Annotated in this window: 17 protein-coding genes; 4 read left to right on the plus strand and 13 right to left on the minus strand. The window is 36.7% G+C overall.

Annotated features, from left to right (window positions below; all coding sequences use genetic code 11):
* The 4 genes from N3D17_06700 to N3D17_06715 all read left to right on the plus strand — a co-directional run.
* The coding region (locus tag N3D17_06700) for an FAD-dependent oxidoreductase (protein MCX8083061.1) at nucleotides 1-391 on the plus strand (391 nt) is incomplete at its 5' end.
* A gap of 76 nt (nucleotides 392-467) precedes the next feature.
* Complete coding sequence (locus N3D17_06705; protein MCX8083062.1) at nucleotides 468-707, plus strand: ferrous iron transport protein A; 240 nt, start codon at nucleotides 468-470, stop codon at nucleotides 705-707.
* A complete protein-coding gene (gene feoB / locus N3D17_06710; protein MCX8083063.1) occupies nucleotides 704-2,695 on the plus strand; it encodes a ferrous iron transport protein B in 1,992 nt (663 codons plus the stop codon). The genes N3D17_06705 and feoB overlap by 4 nt, the downstream gene beginning before the upstream one ends.
* 9 nt (nucleotides 2,696-2,704) lie before the next feature.
* Nucleotides 2,705-3,076: a metal-dependent transcriptional regulator gene (locus N3D17_06715; GenBank protein ID MCX8083064.1), complete on the plus strand. Its 372-nt coding sequence runs from the start codon at nucleotides 2,705-2,707 to the stop codon at nucleotides 3,074-3,076.
* Between the two features lie 19 nt (nucleotides 3,077-3,095).
* On the opposite strand, the gene N3D17_06720 is transcribed toward N3D17_06715, so the two are convergent.
* The 13 genes from N3D17_06720 to N3D17_06780 all read right to left on the minus strand — a co-directional run.
* Complete coding sequence (locus tag N3D17_06720) at nucleotides 3,096-4,790, minus strand: formate--tetrahydrofolate ligase (GenBank protein ID MCX8083065.1); 1,695 nt, start codon at nucleotides 4,788-4,790, stop codon at nucleotides 3,096-3,098.
* 26 nt (nucleotides 4,791-4,816) lie between these two features.
* Nucleotides 4,817-5,689, minus strand: a complete 873-nt coding sequence (locus N3D17_06725; protein ID MCX8083066.1) for a methylenetetrahydrofolate reductase — start codon at nucleotides 5,687-5,689, stop codon at nucleotides 4,817-4,819.
* Between the two features lie 3 nt (nucleotides 5,690-5,692).
* Nucleotides 5,693-6,316, minus strand: coding sequence for a methylenetetrahydrofolate reductase C-terminal domain-containing protein (locus N3D17_06730; protein ID MCX8083067.1), 624 nt, complete (start codon nucleotides 6,314-6,316; stop codon nucleotides 5,693-5,695).
* Nucleotides 6,297-8,303, minus strand: coding sequence for an electron transport complex subunit RsxC (gene rsxC / locus N3D17_06735; protein ID MCX8083068.1), 2,007 nt, complete (start codon nucleotides 8,301-8,303; stop codon nucleotides 6,297-6,299). The genes N3D17_06730 and rsxC overlap by 20 nt, the downstream gene beginning before the upstream one ends.
* Complete coding sequence (locus N3D17_06740) at nucleotides 8,288-9,142, minus strand: bifunctional 5,10-methylenetetrahydrofolate dehydrogenase/5,10-methenyltetrahydrofolate cyclohydrolase (protein ID MCX8083069.1); 855 nt, start codon at nucleotides 9,140-9,142, stop codon at nucleotides 8,288-8,290. The genes rsxC and N3D17_06740 overlap by 16 nt, the downstream gene beginning before the upstream one ends.
* Complete coding sequence (locus N3D17_06745; protein ID MCX8083070.1) at nucleotides 9,135-9,731, minus strand: cyclodeaminase/cyclohydrolase family protein; 597 nt, start codon at nucleotides 9,729-9,731, stop codon at nucleotides 9,135-9,137. Before N3D17_06745 ends, N3D17_06740 begins: the two co-directional genes overlap by 8 nt.
* Nucleotides 9,732-9,774: 43 nt before the next feature.
* Nucleotides 9,775-11,271, minus strand: coding sequence for a rhamnulokinase (locus N3D17_06750; GenBank protein MCX8083071.1), 1,497 nt, complete (start codon nucleotides 11,269-11,271; stop codon nucleotides 9,775-9,777).
* Nucleotides 11,272-11,333: 62 nt separating this feature from the next.
* Nucleotides 11,334-12,935: a CTP synthase gene (locus tag N3D17_06755; GenBank protein ID MCX8083072.1), complete on the minus strand. Its 1,602-nt coding sequence runs from the start codon at nucleotides 12,933-12,935 to the stop codon at nucleotides 11,334-11,336.
* Nucleotides 12,936-12,951: 16 nt separating this feature from the next.
* Nucleotides 12,952-14,469 carry a glutamine-hydrolyzing GMP synthase gene (guaA, locus tag N3D17_06760; GenBank protein MCX8083073.1) on the minus strand — a complete coding sequence of 506 codons (1,518 nt, stop codon included), beginning with the start codon at nucleotides 14,467-14,469 and terminating at the stop codon, nucleotides 12,952-12,954.
* A gap of 8 nt (nucleotides 14,470-14,477) precedes the next feature.
* Nucleotides 14,478-16,106, minus strand: a complete 1,629-nt coding sequence (carB, locus tag N3D17_06765; GenBank protein MCX8083074.1) for a carbamoyl-phosphate synthase large subunit — start codon at nucleotides 16,104-16,106, stop codon at nucleotides 14,478-14,480.
* Nucleotide 16,107: 1 nt separating this feature from the next.
* A complete protein-coding gene (gene carA / locus N3D17_06770; GenBank protein ID MCX8083075.1) occupies nucleotides 16,108-17,193 on the minus strand; it encodes a glutamine-hydrolyzing carbamoyl-phosphate synthase small subunit in 1,086 nt (361 codons plus the stop codon).
* A 2-nt stretch (nucleotides 17,194-17,195) separates the two neighbouring features.
* On the minus strand, nucleotides 17,196-18,590 hold the full coding sequence (purF, locus tag N3D17_06775; GenBank protein MCX8083076.1) for an amidophosphoribosyltransferase: 1,395 nt from the start codon (nucleotides 18,588-18,590) through the stop codon (nucleotides 17,196-17,198).
* Nucleotides 18,591-18,599: 9 nt separating this feature from the next.
* Nucleotides 18,600-19,103 (minus strand): hypothetical protein (locus N3D17_06780; GenBank protein ID MCX8083077.1); only part of this gene is annotated, 504 nt, incomplete at its 5' end.

Consider the following 19,103-nt stretch of genomic DNA (forward strand, 5'->3'; position numbering starts at 1 on the left):
TGTATATCCTGTACCTATAAAGGAAGGACTAGGGATACATCTGACACCACGGCTTGATGGTATCTTACGGGCAGGACCTGATGTTGAATATGTAAAAAAGATATATCCCCCCTACCCTGTTGAAGAAAAACCGTCTTTTTACAAAACGGATGAAACCAAAAAAGAGTCATTTTATCTTCAGGTAAAAAAATACCTTAAAAATTTAGAGATAGAAGACCTTGTCCCTGAAAGTTACGGGATAAGGCCAAAACTACAGAAAAAAGGAGATGCCTTTAAGGACTTTATCATAAAGAAGGAATATCAAGGATTTATAAACCTGATTGGTATTGATTCCCCTGGACTAACATCCTGTCTTGCCATTGCAAAATATGTTAAAAATCTTTTATCCTGATTGAAATATTTAACTTGACTTGATTTTTAAAAAGGGTATAATGAAAAAGTTAGATAAATCTAACTTTTTATAAATTATGGAATCCCTTATAAAAGCAATACCCGGAAAATATAGAATAATAAAGATAACGACCTCATATAAAGTGGCTCAACGACGGCTTATGACATTGGGTATATTTGAAGGTGATGAAATTGAACTTGTAAAATCCTCCCCTGGTCCTATAATTATTGAGAAGAAAGGGACAAGAATCGGAATAGCACAGGACCTTGCATCATGTATATTGGTAGAAAACATTTCAGAAAATAAAAAACAATGAAAGAAAAACTTATTATACTTACAGGAAATCCAAATACAGGAAAAACCACTATATTTAATGCCCTTACAGGACTTCACCAGAAAACAGGAAACTGGCCAGGTGTCACTGTAGAAATCAAAGAAGGATATTTTATATATGAAGGGGTACAATATAAGGTTATAGACCTTCCAGGCACATATTCTCTTACATCATTTACGGAAGATGAAAAAATCGCAAGGGATGTTCTTGTAAAAGAAAAAGCAGATGTGGTTGTGGTTATTGTAGATGCATCAAATCTTGAGAGGAATCTCTATCTCGTCACACTGCTTCTTGAACTTGAACAAAAGGTAATTGTTGACCTTAATATGTATGATATTGCGAGAGAAAGAGGGATAGCAATTGATGTTAGTTATATGGAAAAACTATTAGGAACAAAGTGTGTGATAACCGTAGGCAGTAAAAAGACAGGGATAGAGGCACTTAAGAAAGGTATATATGAAGTATCAACAGATGAAAAACCAAACCCACCAATAAAAATAACCTATGGTAAAGAAGTGGAAGAAGCAATATCTCAAATTGAAGGTATGGTCAGAGATATAGTATCTCCTTATCCTTTAAGATTCTTTGCTATCAGATTACTTGAGAATGACCAGGAGATCTGGTCTTATATAAGGGATAACAACCTCTATAAGGGGTTGAAAAAACTCATTGAAGATATCTACAGCCGCATGCCTGATATAGAAACAAAACTTATAGAAAAAAGATATGGATTTATCCATGGACTTACAGAAGAATGTATAAGAAGAACAGAAATTATGGAAGATAAGATAGAACTCACCAATAAATTAGACCGTTTATTCACCCATCCTTTTTATGGCACTATATGTTTTTTCTTTTTCATATGGGTTACATTCAACATTGTTTTCAACTGGGGAAGTCCTTTTACAAATCTACTTGAAGGCCTGTTTTCCTTTACAGCAATAAACCTTTCAAGAACACTTACTGCAATGAACTTTCCAAAATGGATTGTTTCTCTTCTCACAGATGGTATTATAGGTGGAGTCGGTTCAGTTCTCGTATTCCTCCCTAATATATTCCTTTTGTTTTTCATTTTTTCTGGTCTGGAGGACTCTGGATATATGGCACGTGCTGCATTTGTCACAGACCGACTTATGCACAGGATAGGTCTTCATGGTAAAAGTGCTATATCTATGATATTGGGCTTTGGCTGTAATGTTCCTGCCATAATGTCTACGAGAACTCTGGAAACCAAAAAAGACAGGATATTAACCATACTTACTATACCTTTTATGAGTTGTTCTGCACGGCTTCCTGTATATCTTTTATTTACGGGTATATTTTTCCAGAATCACCGTGGGTCTATTCTCTTTTCGCTATATTTAATAGGCATCTTTTTCGGACTGCTTACTGCAAAGATATTCAAAAAGGTATGTTTTAAAGAAGAGACCCCTCCTACTATTATGGAACTTCCTCTTTATCATACTCCGGATATAAGAAATATGCTTATCTCTGCATGGGAACGTTCCTATCTATTTGTGAGAAAAGCAGGAACAATAATTTTTGCTGGAGTTATCATAATCTGGCTTTTAAGTTATTTTCCTCTTTCTTCCTCTTATGCGAGCGAAACAAGTTTTATAGGAATTATCGGTAAGAAACTATCTGTTTTATTAAGACCCGCTGGTTTTGGATACTGGCAGGCAGCAGTTGCTCTTTTATTTGGACTCGTTGCTAAAGAACTCGTTGTGGGAACGCTCGGAACTATATTTGGAGGAGAGATAGCACTTTCCAGTGCACTATCTAATATGTTTACTCCACTTTCTGCTTATGCCTTTATGTTGATGACACTACTCTATATACCCTGTATAGCAACCATTGCAGTAATAAAACATGAAGCAGGTGTAAAGTGGGCTATAATAGCAACTCTATGGTCTATATTGATTGGCTGGCTTGTGGCTACTATGTTCTATCAGAGTTTCCGACTGTATTAGGAGACACATATGCTTACATCAACCCTTGAGGACTATCTTGAAGCAATAGTTATACTGGAAAAAGAAAAAGGGAAGGTAAGAATTAAAGATATAGGTGCCTTACTTAAAGTTAAGAACCCTTCTGTCGTTTCTGCTATTAATTCTCTTGTAAAAAGTGGATATGTAAAACATAAAAAATATAGTTATGTGGAATTGACACAAAAAGGTAAAGAATCAGCCGAGGCAGTCCACAAAAAACATAAAACAATTGCAAAATTTCTGAAAAATGTCTTAAAAGTAGATGAAACAACCGCCAGAAAAGATGCCTGCAGGATAGAACATATTATTAGTCCTCGGACATATAAAAAAATCATCTCTGTCTGCAATAGATTAGACGACTGAAAAATTCATAGAAATCCTGTTAAAAAAGTCCTACTACCTTTCCATCCTTATCTATATCAACCTTTGTTCCGGCAGGGACTGTTGGCAGACCTGGCATTGTCTTCATCTCACCACATAAAGGATATACAAAACCAGCACCTGCTGAAAGACGAATATCTCTTACAGGAAGTGTAAAACCTGTTGGTCTTCCTTTAAGTGCCGGGTCATGTGAAAGAGAAAGGTGTGTCTTTGCCATGCAAACAGGAAGATTTCCAAATCCCCATTCAGTGTAGGTGCTGATTTTTTCCTCTGCCAGTGGTGAGTATTCAACCCTTTCTGCTCCATATATTTTTATAGCAATCGCCTCTATCTTCTGTTTAAGTGACCACTCATCTGGATAAAGGAATCTGAAACTGTTTGGTTTTTCACATTGTTTTATCACCTTCTCTGCAAGAGAAAGCCCACCTTCTCCACCTTTCTCCCAGACCTCGCTTATATCAACATCATCTGCTCCTGCCTTCAAAGCAATCTCTTTAAGCGTCTCTATCTCTCTATCCGTATCTGTTGTAAATCTGTTGATTGCTACAACCACAGGAACACCAAAAAGTTTTGCATTTTCTATTTGTTTAACCAGATTTCCACTTCCTTCTATAAGTGCAGATATATTTTCTGCAACAAGCCCTTTATCAAGTGGTTTTCCGGGAACAACCTTATACCTTCCACTGTGCATCTTAATTGCTCTGACAGTACATACCACAACAACACAATCCGGCTTCAACCCACTATATCTGCACTTGATATTCATAAATTTTTCCATTCCACAATCCGCACCAAATCCACTTTCAGTTACCACATAGTCAGCGAGTTTTAAAGCAATCCTATCTGCTATAATAGAACTATTCCCATGGGCAATATTGGCAAACGGTCCTGCATGGACAAAAACAGGTGTATGTTCAAGTGTCTGCATAAGTGTTGGTTTTATTGCATCTTTTAGAAGTACAGTCATAGCACCTGCTGCTTTTAGGTCTTCAGCAGTTACTGGCTTTTTCTTACTATTGTTCCCTATCACAATCCTTCCCAGCCGTTTTCTTAAATCAAATAATCCTTCTGTAAGTGCTAAAATCGCCATTACCTCTGATGCAACTGTTATATCAAACCCCGTCTCCCTCGGCACACCATGTTCTTTTCCTCCAAGACCTATTAATATGTTTCTCAACGCTCTATCAGAAACATCCACTACCCTTCGCCATGTTATAGAAAATGGGTCTATATCAAGAGGGTTCTTTTTAAGTAGAGAATTATCTATAAAAGCAGAGAGAAGATTGTGTGCAATACCCACCGCATGGACATCTCCTGTAAGGTGAAGATTGAAGTCCTCCATTGGTATAACCTGAGAATATCCACCACCTGCAGCACCACCCTTAATTCCGAATACAGGACCGAGGGATGGTTGTCTTATACAGGTAAAAACCTTTTTCTTTAGTTTTCCTATTGCCTGTGAAAGTCCTATGGTTGTAACTGTTTTCCCTTCTCCTAATGGTGTAGGAGTAATTGCAGTGACATCAATATATTTACCGCTTTTATTATTCTTTATACTTTCCAGTATATCAGTTGACACCTTTGCTTTGTAGTTTCCATACAATTCAAGAAATTTACTGTCAATTCCTGTTTTTTCTGCTATTTCAGTTATTGGAAGTATTTTTGCCCTTTGTGCAATCTCAAGGTCACTTAACATTTTCTTCCTCCTCCTTTTTTTACCAATTAAAAACCTGATGCTTCTAAAACATCAGGCACATATTTTTCCCAGCCGAGTGGCATTATATGGATACCTGAACACATTCCTTTCATACCTTTTATCAATTCAGCAGCAATCTGAACACTTACCTTTGGCCTATCTTTTTTATCTGCAGACGCCATCATATTTATATACTTTTCAGGAACATTCACACCAGCAACATTCTCGTTCATAAACTTTGCCATTGCTGCTGACTTCAAAAGCACTATTCCACCAAGAACAGGCATTCCAAATCCAGATGCCTTTTTCATAAAATTTTCAAAGGATATAAGGTCATATACCGCCTGTGTCTGAAAAAATCTTGCACCTGCTTCAATCTTCCTCTCCATCTTTATAATCTGCAATTCCTGTGGTTCATACCCAGGACTTACTACAGCACCGAGAAAGAAATCAGGAATTCCATCAAGGTCATTTCCTGCCATATCCTTTCCCTTCATCAAGTCAGAAGCGACTTTTAGAAGTGAAACAGAATCTAAATCAAAAACCGGTTTTGCATCAGGATGGTCACCTAAAACTGTATGGTCACCTGTAAGCACAAGAACATTTCTTATACCAAATACTGATGCACTCAAAAGATCTGACTGTAAAGCAAGACGGTTCCTGTCTCTGCATGTTATCTGAAAAACCGGTTCCATCCCTTTTTCTATAAGAAGACGGGATGTAACGAGAGACCCGAGCCGCATTACAGAACTCTGAAGGTCAGTAACATTAAACGCATCCACCTTATCTTTAATATGTTCTGCCTCCTCTATATGTGGATTTATATTCGTTCCTTTAGGTGGTCCTATCTCACTGGTAATAACAAACTTACCACTTTTAATTTTTTCTTCAAAGTTCATAATCTACCCCTTGTTTAAACTATCTATAATTATTTTGTAATTCCTTACATTAACAGATGTCTTACGAAGATTTTCTTTCTCTCCAAGAAGTTCCAGACGTTTATATATCAGAACCCATCCGCAGTCCATATTCTTATCCACCTCACACTTTCCATCTCTCGCACCACCACAGGGACCATTAAGAAGGGATTTAGCACAGGAAGTAATAGGACATATACTACATGTATGATTTAACCAGCACTGTCCACACTGCTGACAATCCACATCCTGTGCTGTTAGTCCCTGAAAACCATTTATATAGTACGTATCACAACCAGGAATTACAGGAATATGAGAAGCAACTTTTGCTACCATCTGAACACCTACTCCACAGGAAAAAACAAGTATTCTCTTTACTTCTTTAACTTTTTCGCTATATCTATCAAGATATTTCCCCACAAATTCTTCCCTGCAGAGATAATCAACCCGTGCAACCCTATCCATACAATTAGATTCATACAAAAGAATATCTATTTCTTCTTCAGGATACCAGACCTCTTTACAACCAAAACATTTAAATATAAATACATCTTTGTCATCCAACTCGTTCAAAATCTTCTCTCTGTTTTTAACCTTTGTTATCAACATTTTTCTTTGCCTTTTTTATAAGGGAAATCAGGTTTATTTTTGAAGAACATATATACTGACAGCAACCGCACTCAATACAACTTTTCACCCTATATTTTCCCGTTTCATTCCAGAGTCCCTTCTGTCCATAGTAGGCATAGTAATAAGGTAAAAGCTCCATAGGGCATACATCCACACATCTCCCACATCTAATACAGGTATTCTCTTCTGATACATTAACAGGATATTTCTTCAATAATAAAATTCCTGTGGTCCCTTTTATCACAGCAGAATTAATATCATTCTGTACAATACCCATCATAGGTCCACCCATTTTAAGTTCATATCCATCAGGTATAAAATCAATACCGAAACATATCCTGACAATATCTGAAAAAGATGTTCCCAGAGACACTGAATAATTACCAGGTGATATTGCACTATCTCCTGTTATTGTTATAACCCTTTCAATCAGTGGCATTCCTTCATATATTGCACGATATATAGAATAAAGTGTCCCTACATTAAAAACCACAACACCTACATCAAAAGGAAGTCCGCCTTCTGGTACATACTTGCCTGTAACCCTTTTTATAAGCATCCTTTCTGCACCCTGAGGATATTTTGTTTTTAATGCTTCTATTTTTATATCTGAATATTTCTTTACAGAATCTTCTATTATCCCCAGTGCTTCCTTTTTATTGTCTTCTATAGCAAATATAACTTTTGAAACTCCAAGTATCTTTCTAACTATATTCACACCACTTAAAATTTCATCATATCTTTCAATCATCAATCTGTTGTCGGCATTAAGATATGGCTCGCATTCACATCCATTTATAATAAGTGTATCAACTGGCCTTGGAGGAGATAATTTTACAGAAGATGGAAACATAGCACCTCCAAGCCCCACAATACCCTTTTCTTTTAATATATCTATCAACCTATCTCTTGATAATACCTCCCAATCATATAAAGGTTGTACTGAACTATCCAGCACATCTTTTCCATCATTCTCAATAATCACTGCTGGCTGCAATGTTTGAGAAACAGGATGGATTTTTTCTTCTATTGCTACAACCTTACCACTGATGGATGAATGTACCGTTGCAGAAATAAACCCGGCACTTTCACCTATCTTCTGCCCTTTCCTAACATTCTCCCCCAATCTAACAACTAATTTTGAAGGAATACCAGTATGTTGGGAAAGGAATATAAGAACCTTTTCCGGTGTAGGAAATACCTTAATGGGTATTGCCTCTGTTTCCTTCTTCTTTTCCTGGGGATAAACACCACCATAAAAACCATTGGTTCGTATCTCCCTGTTTTCTTTGATATAACTTTTTGCTTCTTTTACAGGAAAAACATTGTAGTCCCTCGTATCAATATGTTTATCTATCTCTTTTTTATAACCGCTTAATCTTTTATATATCTCTACCCATGCACAGGGAATCTCTTTATTCACCTCGCACTTACCATCCCTATTTGCTCCGCCACAGGGACCATTAAGAAGGGATTTAGCACAATCCACTACAGGACAGATCCCTCCTGTTTTATTAAGATAACACTGACCACAACCTGCACACTTTTCTTCTCCGAGAGCAATTCCATGATAACCAACAAGAGATGTAGCATTACCACTTTGAGGTATAGAGTCAGCGAGAGCAAGCACTTTTTTACTTCCATTAAAAAAATTACTGACAAACTGAATCCCCAGTCCACAGGATATTACAGCAAGTGGTACATTGTTATTAAAACTTTCAAGAAATTTACCTGTGAGATGGTTATTGCATAAGAAATCAATACCCGAACATTCCACAATATCTACATTTAACTCCCTCGCTTTCTCAATAACACATCCACACTCTTCACTCTTTTCATCCTTAAACTCATAAAAACACTTCTTACACCACAGGATATACATACTGTTTATACCAGTAAGTATATTTTTTATTTCTTCTCCTGTCTTTATTCTATATTTGGTATAATCAATTACTTTTTCGCCCATTTTGCAGCCCTTACTACATTTCTTAAAAGGATAGCCGTTGTTACAGGTCCTACTCCGCCAGGAACAGGCGTTATAAGAGACACCCTTTCTTTTGCTGTTTCAAACTCCACATCACCTACAATTTTATCTCCAACTCTGTTTATACCAACATCTACCACTACTGCACCTTCTTTTATCCATCCCCCGGGTATAAGATTTGCTTTCCCCACAGCAACAATAAGTATATCCGCACGACGTACATATTCCTCAAGCATACCTGCTTTACTTGTTCCTATATGACATATTGAAACCGTTGCAAACTTATCAACAAGTAAAAGGGCAACCGGTTTACCTACAATATCACTGTGCCCAACCATCACAACATTCTTACCATAAAGGTCAACACCTGTAGAATCAATAATTTCCTTAACAGCGAGTGCTGTACAGGGTGCAAGGAAAGGTCTACCATAAACAATCCATCCCATATTTGCTGGATTAACTCCCTCAACATCCTTCTCCAGTTTTATAGATGCCTGAACCTTTCTCGTATCCATTCCCTCTGGAAGTGGAAGTTGTAAAATAATACCTGTAATACTGCTATCCCTGTTCAATTTTTCTATCTCCAGAATAACATTTTCTTCACTTATATCTGCAGGAAGATTTTTAAGTTCATAGACAATCCCTGCCTTTTCACAGTTCTTCTTCTGCTGGTTTGTATAAACAGCACTGGCAGGATTTTCTCCCACCTGTACAGCCACAAGTTTAGGTACTATCCCTTCTGTTTTTAATATCTCCATTTCTTTTGCCACTTCTCCCTTTATCTTCTCAGCAAGTATTTTGCCATCAATAAGATTACCCATCTCTTTCCTCCAGTTTCTTCATTACTTCATCACATATTTTCTGTCCTTTTTCAATAATATATATTTCTATTTCTCTGATTTCTTTAAGTATCCTTTCAGTAAAATCTCTGTCTTCCTTGATATATTTCACATTTACAAGCACACTCATCTTTGCACTTGTAAATACTGAGATAGCGAGTGATGCAGCAATACCGGTATCAGAGATAAGCCCTTTATTGCCTTTTTCAACAAGTACTTCTGCAAATTTAATAATCCTGAGTATGTTTTTACATATATCAAGATGTAGTTCTGCTGAATTTTTTAAATATCTCTCTACATTCTTATAATCTTTAAGAGATGAATATTTTCTTATTTCTTCATAAACTTCACTATCCTTTTCAATATAAGAAGAAATTTTCTTGAGAATTATCTCATTTTCATCAAATATCTCTTTTAACTCTTTTTCATAAGCAGCATATTTTTCTTTACCCAGTGTATAATTCAATACCATACCGATAAGAGCAGAGCTCAAAGCAGCAACACAGGCAACCACACTTCCCCCTCCTGGTATGGGTGTTTTTGAACAAACCCTGTGTATATAACTTTCCAAGGATTCCTTCAGATAATTGGTTCTGGTTTCGGCATTCATATAATTACTGGTTTATCAACTTTTTATATCTCTCGTAATTCTCATCCCATACTGCTGTATCTTTTGGCTGGTATACAAATAGAGGGAATGATTTTCTTACAATTTCCCGTAACTGAGAAATATCTGCAATTTCTTTATTCGCTATTGCCTGAACAAGGATATTACCTATTCCTGTTGCTTCTACAGGACCTGCAATAACAATCTTTTTTGTTGAAGAAGCAGCAAATTGAGACAAAAGTTTATTTTGAGAGCCACCGCCAACAATATGAAGTGTCTCTATCCGTGTTCCTATAACGTCCTCTAAATTTTCAACAACACATCTATATTCCATTGCCAAACTCTCTAATATCACCCTTACAATATGTGGAATATCTTCAGGAACCTCCTGCCCTGTTTCTTTACAGTATTTTTGAATTCTTTCAGGCATATTTCCTGGATATAAAAACTCTTTATAATTAACATCTATAAAAGACAGAAATGGTTTAGCAGCAGTAGCCATATCAGTTAATTCCTGATAAGAAAATTCCTTACCCTCTCTCTGCCACTGTCTTCTGCACTCCTGTAGAATCCATAACCCCATTATATTTTTTAGAAATCTTACGGTCTTATCATATCCACCTTCATTTGTAAAGTTATATATTAAACTTTTCTCATTTATAACTGGCTGGTCAATCTCCATCCCGAGTAGAGACCATGTCCCTGAAGAAAGATATGCCCATACATTATCTTTAGCAGGAACCGCCACAACTGCAGAAGCAGTATCATGGCAACAAACAGTATATACAGGAATAGGAGATACTCCCAGTTCTTCTCTTAAATATTCAGAAACATTTCCGAGATATGTTGCTGGTGGAACAACATCAGGTAAAAAATGTGTAGGAATTCCAAGTGCTTCCAGTATATCTGTAGCCCATTCACCCGGGACATTACCTTCGTCCCGTTTCACACTGGAATCATACATATGCGAGGTACTGGTTATGGTATATTCAACAACTTCACTACCTGTAAGGAAAAAATTGAATATATCAGGCATAAAAAGAATCTTTTTAGCATTATTTAGAATAGATGGAAACTCTTTTTTTGTAGCATATATCTGATACAGAGTATCAATCTGTCTGAATTGTAGCCCTATCCTTTTGAAAATTCTTTCTTTAGGGATAATACTGAAAACCTCTTCCATTACACCATCTGTTCTTCTATCTCTGTAGTGAAAAGGATTAGAAAGAAGCAGGTTATTCTCTCCAATAAGCCCATAATCCACACCCCAGGTAGTTATCCCTATACCTTCTATATCTCCTTCACTTTTTGCAATAGATATAATTTTTTTAATTTCAGAAAATATAGCAAGAACATCCCAGTGAATATGCGAATGTAATCTTACGTTATGGGTAGGGAATCTGTGAATTTCTCTCAACGAAATTTTATCACCACTAAACTCTCCTATAAGCCCTCTCCCACTTTCAGCCCCGAGGTCTATTGCTATAAATTTTTTTGTTTTCATTCCATATAATCTACACTTTCAAGTTATTTCTGTCAAGATAATATAAGGAAAGAACCCTTTTATTATCTGCGGGGGTTGGTATTTATTGCTGCTTTAATAAAAGCAGCAAAAAGAGGATGTGGAGCAAATGGTTTTGATTTGAATTCAGGATGAAACTGAGTTGCAACAAAAAATGGATGGTTTGCCAGTTCTATTATCTCTACGAGGTTATCATCATTATAAATCCCTGCAAATATCATCCCTTCTTTTTCAAAAAGTCCCTTGTACTTATTATTAAATTCATATCTATGCCTGTGCCTCTCATAGACAACATCTTTCTTATATGCTCTGTAAGTAATCGTTCCCTTTTTAAGATGGCATGGATAGGCACCGAGACGCATAGTCCCCCCCATCTTTTTAATCTTTGTTTGTTCCGGAAGAAAAGAAATCACAGGATATGGTGTACCTGAATTACACTCTGTACTTGCTGCATTCTGAAGTCCACATACATTTCTTGCAAATTCAACTACTGCACACTGCATACCCAGGCATATACCAAAAAAGGGTATATTATTTTCTCTTACATATCTTATCACTTCTATCATCCCTTCAACCCCTCTAATACCAAACCCACCAGGAACTATAATACCAGCAACATCCCCTACTATCCTATCTACCCCTTCTTTCTCTACAAGTTCTGTATCTATTTTTTTATATATAACTCTAACTTTATTGGCAATACCACCATGTACAAGTGCTTCATATATGGACTTATAAGAGTCCTGCAATTTTACATATTTACCTGCTACTCCAATTACAACCTCTCTTTCTGGATTTCTCTGTATATGAACTATCTTCTTCCATTTACTGAGGTCATTATTTTTCTTTAATTTTAACCCTAAATATCTGAGTACAATTCTATCAAGGTTCTGCCTTGAAAAAATCAGTGGTATCTCATATATAAGGTCTGTATCTAATGCCTCTATAACTGCCTCTTTTTTTACATTACAGAATAATGCTATCTTTTCCTTTATATCATCCCCGAGTGGCTTTTCTGTACGACAGAGTAATATATCTGGCTGTATTCCTATCTCTCTCAATCTTCCAACACTGTGTTGTGTTGGTTTTGTTTTCAGTTCATCCGCTGCTTTAATATATGGAACAAGTGTAAGATGTATATGCAGTGTATCCCCTTCCCTCTGGATATGCATCTGCCTTGCTGCCTCTAAAAAAGGTAAACTTTCAATATCTCCTACAGTCCCACCTATTTCTGTAATTACTATATCCACACCATTGGCAACTGTAAGGATTCTATTTTTTATCTCATCTGTAATATGAGGAACTACCTGAACCGTCTTCCCTAAATATCCACCTTCCCTTTCTCGCGTAAGTACTGCATTATATATCTGTCCACTCGTAACATTATTCTTTTTTGTAATATGTGCATTGGTAAACCTTTCATAGTGTCCGAGGTCAAGGTCTGTTTCTGCTCCATCTTCTGTTACAAAAACCTCACCATGCTGGAAAGGATTCATTGTACCTGGGTCAACATTAAGATATGGGTCAAATTTCAAAAGAGTAATCTTATATCCATGCGATTCAAGGAGTGTACCAATAGAAGCAGAAGCAATACCTTTTCCCAGAGAAGAAACAACACCTCCTGTAATAAATATAAACTTTTTCATCATATCTCCTTTTATCTCACTCCCACTCTATTGTAGCAGGTGGTTTAGAGGTAATATCATAAACCACTCTGTTTACACCCTTGACTTCATTCACTATCCTGCTGGATATTACACCTAAAATATTATGAGGAATCTTTGCCCAGTCGGCTGTCATACCATCTACGCTTTTTACAATCCGTACCGCTATAACATTCTCATATGTCCTTTTATCACCCATAACACCTACACTCTTAACAGGGAGAAGAACTGCAAATGCCTGCCACACATCCAGATATAAACCTGACTTTTTCATCTCTTCCATAACTATACTATCTGCTTCGCGAAGAATTTGAAGCCGTGCCATATCTATACTTCCTATAATTCTTACAGCAAGACCTGGTCCTGGGAAGGGATGTCTGTTAACAATGAAATCAGGTAGTCCTATCTCCTTTGCAATACTTCTCACCTCATCTTTAAAAAGAAATCTGAATGGCTCTACAAGGGAAAGATTAAGTTTCTCAGGAAGTCCACCTACATTATGATGTGTCTTTATCCTCGCGGAAGGACCTCCAAAAGGAGATGTGCTTTCAATAACATCTGGATATAAAGTACCCTGCGCCAGAAACTTTGCACCGAAACTACGTGCCTCTTTCTCAAAAATGTGTATAAATGTATTGCCTATTATCTTCCTCTTTTTCTCGGGGTCAGCCACTCCTTTTAATCTCTTCAAAAATATCTCGCCAGCATCAACATATTTAAAATTTATACTTTTCTTAAAAACACCTTTTATCTTTTCTGCTTCTCCTTTTCTTAACAATCCATTATCTACAAAAACACTGAGTGCCTTCTTACCACAGACATTATTAAGGATAATAGCGAGTGTAGAAGAATCAACACCTCCGCTTAATCCACATATAACCTTTTCACTTCCTACCTTCTCTCTAATTTCTTTCTCTGCTAACTCTAACATAGAACCAGGAGTCCATTCTGGCTTAAAACCACAGATACTATAAAGAAAATTCTTCAGTATGGTGGTGCCTTCCTGTGTATGTACAACCTCTGGATGAAACTGAAATCCATATATCCTGCCATCAACACTTTTTATAGCAGCAATCTCTGTATTATCTGTCCTTCCAACTATTTTAAAACCGTCAGGTATTTTAACCACAGTATCCCAGTGACTCATCCATACAATTGTTTTTTCAGACACACCTTGAAATATCCTGTCAGATGTATCCGGATAAAATAATGTTTCTCCATACTCCCTTTTTTCTCCAGGTACAACCTCACCACCAAAATGTCTTGCAATCATCTGCATACCATAACATATACCTAAGACATAAAAACTATCAAAAATTCTATGGTCAAAGTGTATCTTTTCTAACGCAGGAATATGTCCTGGACCACCTGAAAGGACAACCGCTGAGATATTCTTACTTTTAAGTGTTTCAAAGTCAATTGAGGAAGGGAAAATTTCACAAAAAACATTCAATTCTCTTATTCTACGAGCAATCAATTGAGTGTACTGGGAACCAAAATCAATTACCGCTACCATAATATATCTCACTTATATGTTGAGTAATAGTAAGGAGTGTATGACTCAAACTCCCCTGCACAGGTATCCACAAGTTTATAGTTAGATAGTATTCCGTAACTATCTCTCAATTTCCTAATATCCATTTCATTCTTCCTTCCTGTAAGTTTTGCTATATGTCTGTCAGAAAAACCATATTCCTTTGCCTTTCTCAAAACATCAGCAGGAATTTTTTTACCTTTATATTTCTTTATTTTTTCCTCATAGTCCACAAGTTCTTTAAGGTTATATATAAACCATTTATCAATCTTTGATAATTCCGCAACTTCCTCTATGGACATACCTTCTTTTAGTCCTTTCTTTATGTAAAAAATCCTGAAAGGACTTGCTTTCCTTATCCCTTCAATGGTATCAAGTGGAAGTATTATATCCTCATAACCAGAAAATTTTTCTTCCAAACTCCTCAATGCCTTATTCATCGCCTCCTTAAATGTTCTCCCAATCGCCATTACTTCTCCTACGGATTTCATTGAAACAGTAAGATATGGACTGGCAAGAGGAAACTTTTCAAAATTAAACTTAGGTATCTTAACTACACAATAATCAATTGCTGGTTCAAAACAGGCAGGTGTCTTTTTCGTAATATCATTGGGTATCTCATCCAGCGTATAGCCCACTGCAAGTTTTGCAGCAATTTTCGCAATAGGAAAACCGGTTGCCTTTGAGGCAAGTGCTGAACTCCTTGAGACCCGAGGATTCATCTCTATAATTACCATATCTCCATTGTCCGGATTAACTGCAAACTGAACATTAGAACCACCTGTCTCCACGCCTATCTCATTCATTATTGATATAGCCGCAATCCGCATTCTCTGGTATTCCTTATCCGTGAGTGTCTGGACAGGTGCTACTGTAATACTATCTCCTGTATGAACTCCCATAGGGTCAAAATTCTCTATGGAACATATAATAACAGCATTACCATTTTTGTCCCTCATTACTTCCAGTTCATACTCTTTCCAGCCGAGGACTGACTGCTCAATCAGTATTTCACTTACAGGACTGGTTTTAAGCCCTGTGTCAGCAAGTTCCTTAAACTCCTCTATATTATAAGCAACACTACCACCTGTACCTCCGAGAGTAAAGGAAGGTCTTATAATAACTGGAAATCCAATTCTTTTTGCTATATCTACTGCTTCTTCAAGCGTATACGCCACACCACTATCTGGAACTTTAATCCCCACATTTGTAGCCGCCTGCTTAAAAAGCAACCTATCCTCTGCTTTTCTAATTGCTTCATAATTTGCTCCTATAACTTCCACATTATATTTTTTAAGAATACCCATTTCTTCAAGTGCTACTGTGATATTAAGTGCTGTCTGTCCTCCGAGTGTTGGGAGCAGTGCATCAGGCATTTCTTTTTCTATTATCTTTGCAACCACTTCTGGAATAAGTGGTTCAAGATATGTCCTGTCAGCCATTTCAGGGTCAGTCATTATAGTCGCAGGATTACTATTTACAAGTACTACATAATATCCATCCTCTTTTAACGCCTTACATGCCTGAGAGCCGGAATAGTCAAATTCACATGCCTGCCCTATTACTATAGGACCTGACCCGATAAGCATTATCTTCTTTATATCTGTTCTCTTTGGCACATCAATCTCCTCTTTGTTTCTTTATCGTCTCTTTAAATCTGTCAAAAAGATATACAGCATCCAGTGGACCTGGTGCAAACTCAGGATGAAACTGAACTGCAAATACAGGTAGTTTTCTGTGTGAAATCCCTTCAAGTGTGTGGTCATTAAGATTAATATGTGTTATTTCAAAATCATCCTCTTTCAGTGTATTTATATCCACGCAGAAACCATGGTTTTGAACAGTAATATAAACCTTTCCTGTTCTAACATCCTTCACAGGATGATTAGCACCATGATGTCCAAACTTAAGTTTGTATGTTTTACCACCGAAAACCTGGGCAATAAGTTGTATTCCAAAACATATCCCGAACATTGGATACTTCTCAATAAGATTGGAAAGTGTCTTCACCACATAAGGAACTGCTGCAGGGTCTCCGGGACCATTTGAGACAAGGATTCCATCTGGCTTTTCCCTCTCAATCTCTTCCGAGGGAACACTCGCTGGCATTACAACAACCTTCATATCCCTCTCTGCAAGTAATCTAAGTATATTATTTTTAACACCACAATCAAGGACAATAACTTTATATTTCCCTCTATCACACCAGATATATGGTTTATCTTTAATAACATACTTTATCAGGTCTATACCTACAATATCAGGAGACATCTTTACCTTCTCAACCATCTTTTTTAAACTCTGTTTACCTGTAAAGATACCTCCCTTCATTGCTCCCTGGTCCCTAAGTTTTATAGTTATCTCTCTGGTATCAATACCTTCTATACCAATCACTCCGTGTTCATATAAAAGCATATCAAGCGGTTTTGTTGCCCGCCAGTTACTATAAATCTTACTCCTTTCTCTTACTACAAACCCTTCAAGATGTATTCTGCTGGACTCTACATCTTCATAATTGACACCATAATTTCCTATTAAAGGGTATGTCATCACGACAATCTGTCCTTTATAGGATGGGTCATAAAGTATTTCCTGGTAGCCAGTCATACTTGTATTGAAAATAAGTTCTCCATAACTTTCTCCTGTAGCCCCAAATGTCTCACCTTTATAAACACTTCCATCTTCAAGAACTAAATACCCTTCCATATCTATATTCCTTTACATTCAAACTGTTCCTTACTTTCAAAACCGTTGTTTTTAATAACATAGTCCCCTGTAAAACAAGCGGTACAGAACTCATTTTTAGGAAGACCAACAGCAGAAAGCATCCCTTCAAGTGAAAGATAATAAAGCCCATCCACACCGATATCCTTTGCTATTTCTTCTATTGAATATCTATCTGCTATAAGTTCCTTCATTGAAGGAAAATCAATACCATAGAAACATGGATATCTTATAGGTGGACAACTCACCGCCATAAAAATTCTCTTTGCACCTGCTTCCTTTAAGTTCTTTATTCTTAACCTGCTGGTAGTTCCCCTTACAATAGAATCCTCAACAACAATAATATCCTTCCCCTTTATCACATCTCTGATAGGGTTGAGTTTAATTTTAACACCTGTTTCCCTTGAAACCTGAAACGGCTGTATAAATGTCCTTCCAACATAATGATTTCTGACTATACCCATTTCAAAAGGGATTCCTCTCTTCTGAGAAAAACCGAGAGCAGAGATATTTCCTGAATCAGGTATAGGTACAACAATATCCCCATTATAAGGAAACTCTTCTGCTAACTTCTCTCCGAGCCGTTTTCTCGCATTATACACACTGATTCCAAAGATATTACTGTCAGGTCTTGAAAAATATATAAATTCAAATATACATCTTGAAATTGTCTTTCGGGAAAGATAAATACTTTTTAATCCTTTATTGTTAATAAAAAGTACCTCTCCAGGCAAAAGTTCTCTCATATACCTTGCCCCTGTAAGGTCAAATGCACAACTTTCTGAAGCCACAATATAACCACTGTTAATCTTTCCGAGACAAAGTGGTCTGAAATCCCAGGGGTCTTTCACTGCTACAATACCATCTGGTGTAAGTATAACAAGTGCAAACGCACCTTTCAATTTAGATAATGCATCTATTAATTTCTCTTCAAATGTTTTCTTTTTGGATACAGTAATAAGGTGCATAATTACTTCTGTATCAAGAGTTGTCTGAAAGATATTTCCTCTTTTTTCAAGTTTCTCTCTTAACAATAAACTGTTTACTATATTTCCATTGTGGGCTATGGCATATGGTCTACCACGGTACTCAGTAAAAAATGGCTGAATATTCTTAACAGAAGAACTTCCTGTTGTTGAATATCTGACATGACCTATTCCGAAACTACCTTTAAGAGATGAAACTGCTCTATCTTTGAAAACATCTGAAACTGTCCCCATCCCTCTTTTAACATCTACATCCTTTCCATTACATACTACAATACCACAACTCTCCTGACCTCTGTGCTGTAATGAAAAAAGGGACAGGTAAATTATCTCTGCCGTATGTTTGCAATTATACACACCTGCTATACCACAATTTTCTTTAATAAACCCCATTATCTTCCCTCAGTAGGCATATATTTTACCATAAGGTCTGTGTGTAATAGGAATGATTTTATAGAACCTGCTGTTTACTATATCTTCTCCGTTCAAATCAAAATAAGACGCAAACCTTCTTATATGGGGTGTAATCTTCTCCATGTCCTTTGTATCTACCTCAAAAATATTAACCTCTTTCCCTAACAAAGAGTATTTTATTTGTAGATTCTCCTTAGCATATATAACACCTCCATGCATACCTGTTCCTATATAATCTCCAATGTACTTTTTATCTGTCATACCTAAAAGGATTATCATGCCTCCAGCCATATATTCACCTAAAAACTTCCCTGCACTACCACCTATAACTATTACAGGATACATATTTTTATACTCTTTCATATGGATACCTGTCCTGTAACCAACATTCCCTTTTACAAAAATCTCTCCCCCTCTCATAGAATGCCCTGCTATATCTCCAGCATTACCATAAACCACTATTCTACCAGAATTCATTGTATTGCCTATACC

It is taken from the genome of bacterium (assembly GCA_026414725.1).
In the GTDB taxonomy this organism is placed as follows: domain Bacteria; phylum Ratteibacteria; class UBA8468; order B48-G9; family JAFGKM01; genus JAAYXZ01.

Bases quoted from the DNA above. Each gene is read 5' to 3' on its own strand.
- N3D17_06705 (MCX8083062.1), top strand. From the start codon at position 468: ATGGAATCCCTTATAAAAGCAATACCCGGAAAATATAGAATAATAAAG.
- feoB (MCX8083063.1), top strand. From the start codon at position 704: ATGAAAGAAAAACTTATTATACTTACAGGAAATCCAAATACAGGAAAA.
- N3D17_06715 (MCX8083064.1), top strand. From the start codon at position 2,705: ATGCTTACATCAACCCTTGAGGACTATCTTGAAGCAATAGTTATACTG.
- N3D17_06720 (MCX8083065.1), bottom strand. From the start codon at position 4,790: ATGTTAAGTGACCTTGAGATTGCACAAAGGGCAAAAATACTTCCAATA.
- N3D17_06725 (MCX8083066.1), bottom strand. From the start codon at position 5,689: ATGAACTTTGAAGAAAAAATTAAAAGTGGTAAGTTTGTTATTACCAGT.
- N3D17_06730 (MCX8083067.1), bottom strand. From the start codon at position 6,316: ATGTTGATAACAAAGGTTAAAAACAGAGAGAAGATTTTGAACGAGTTG.
- rsxC (MCX8083068.1), bottom strand. From the start codon at position 8,303: ATGGGCGAAAAAGTAATTGATTATACCAAATATAGAATAAAGACAGGA.
- N3D17_06740 (MCX8083069.1), bottom strand. From the start codon at position 9,142: ATGGGTAATCTTATTGATGGCAAAATACTTGCTGAGAAGATAAAGGGA.
- N3D17_06750 (MCX8083071.1), bottom strand. From the start codon at position 11,271: ATGAAAACAAAAAAATTTATAGCAATAGACCTCGGGGCTGAAAGTGGG.
- N3D17_06755 (MCX8083072.1), bottom strand. From the start codon at position 12,935: ATGAAAAAGTTTATATTTATTACAGGAGGTGTTGTTTCTTCTCTGGGA.
- guaA (MCX8083073.1), bottom strand. From the start codon at position 14,469: ATGGTAGCGGTAATTGATTTTGGTTCCCAGTACACTCAATTGATTGCT.
- carA (MCX8083075.1), bottom strand. From the start codon at position 17,193: ATGGAAGGGTATTTAGTTCTTGAAGATGGAAGTGTTTATAAAGGTGAG.
- purF (MCX8083076.1), bottom strand. From the start codon at position 18,590: ATGGGGTTTATTAAAGAAAATTGTGGTATAGCAGGTGTGTATAATTGC.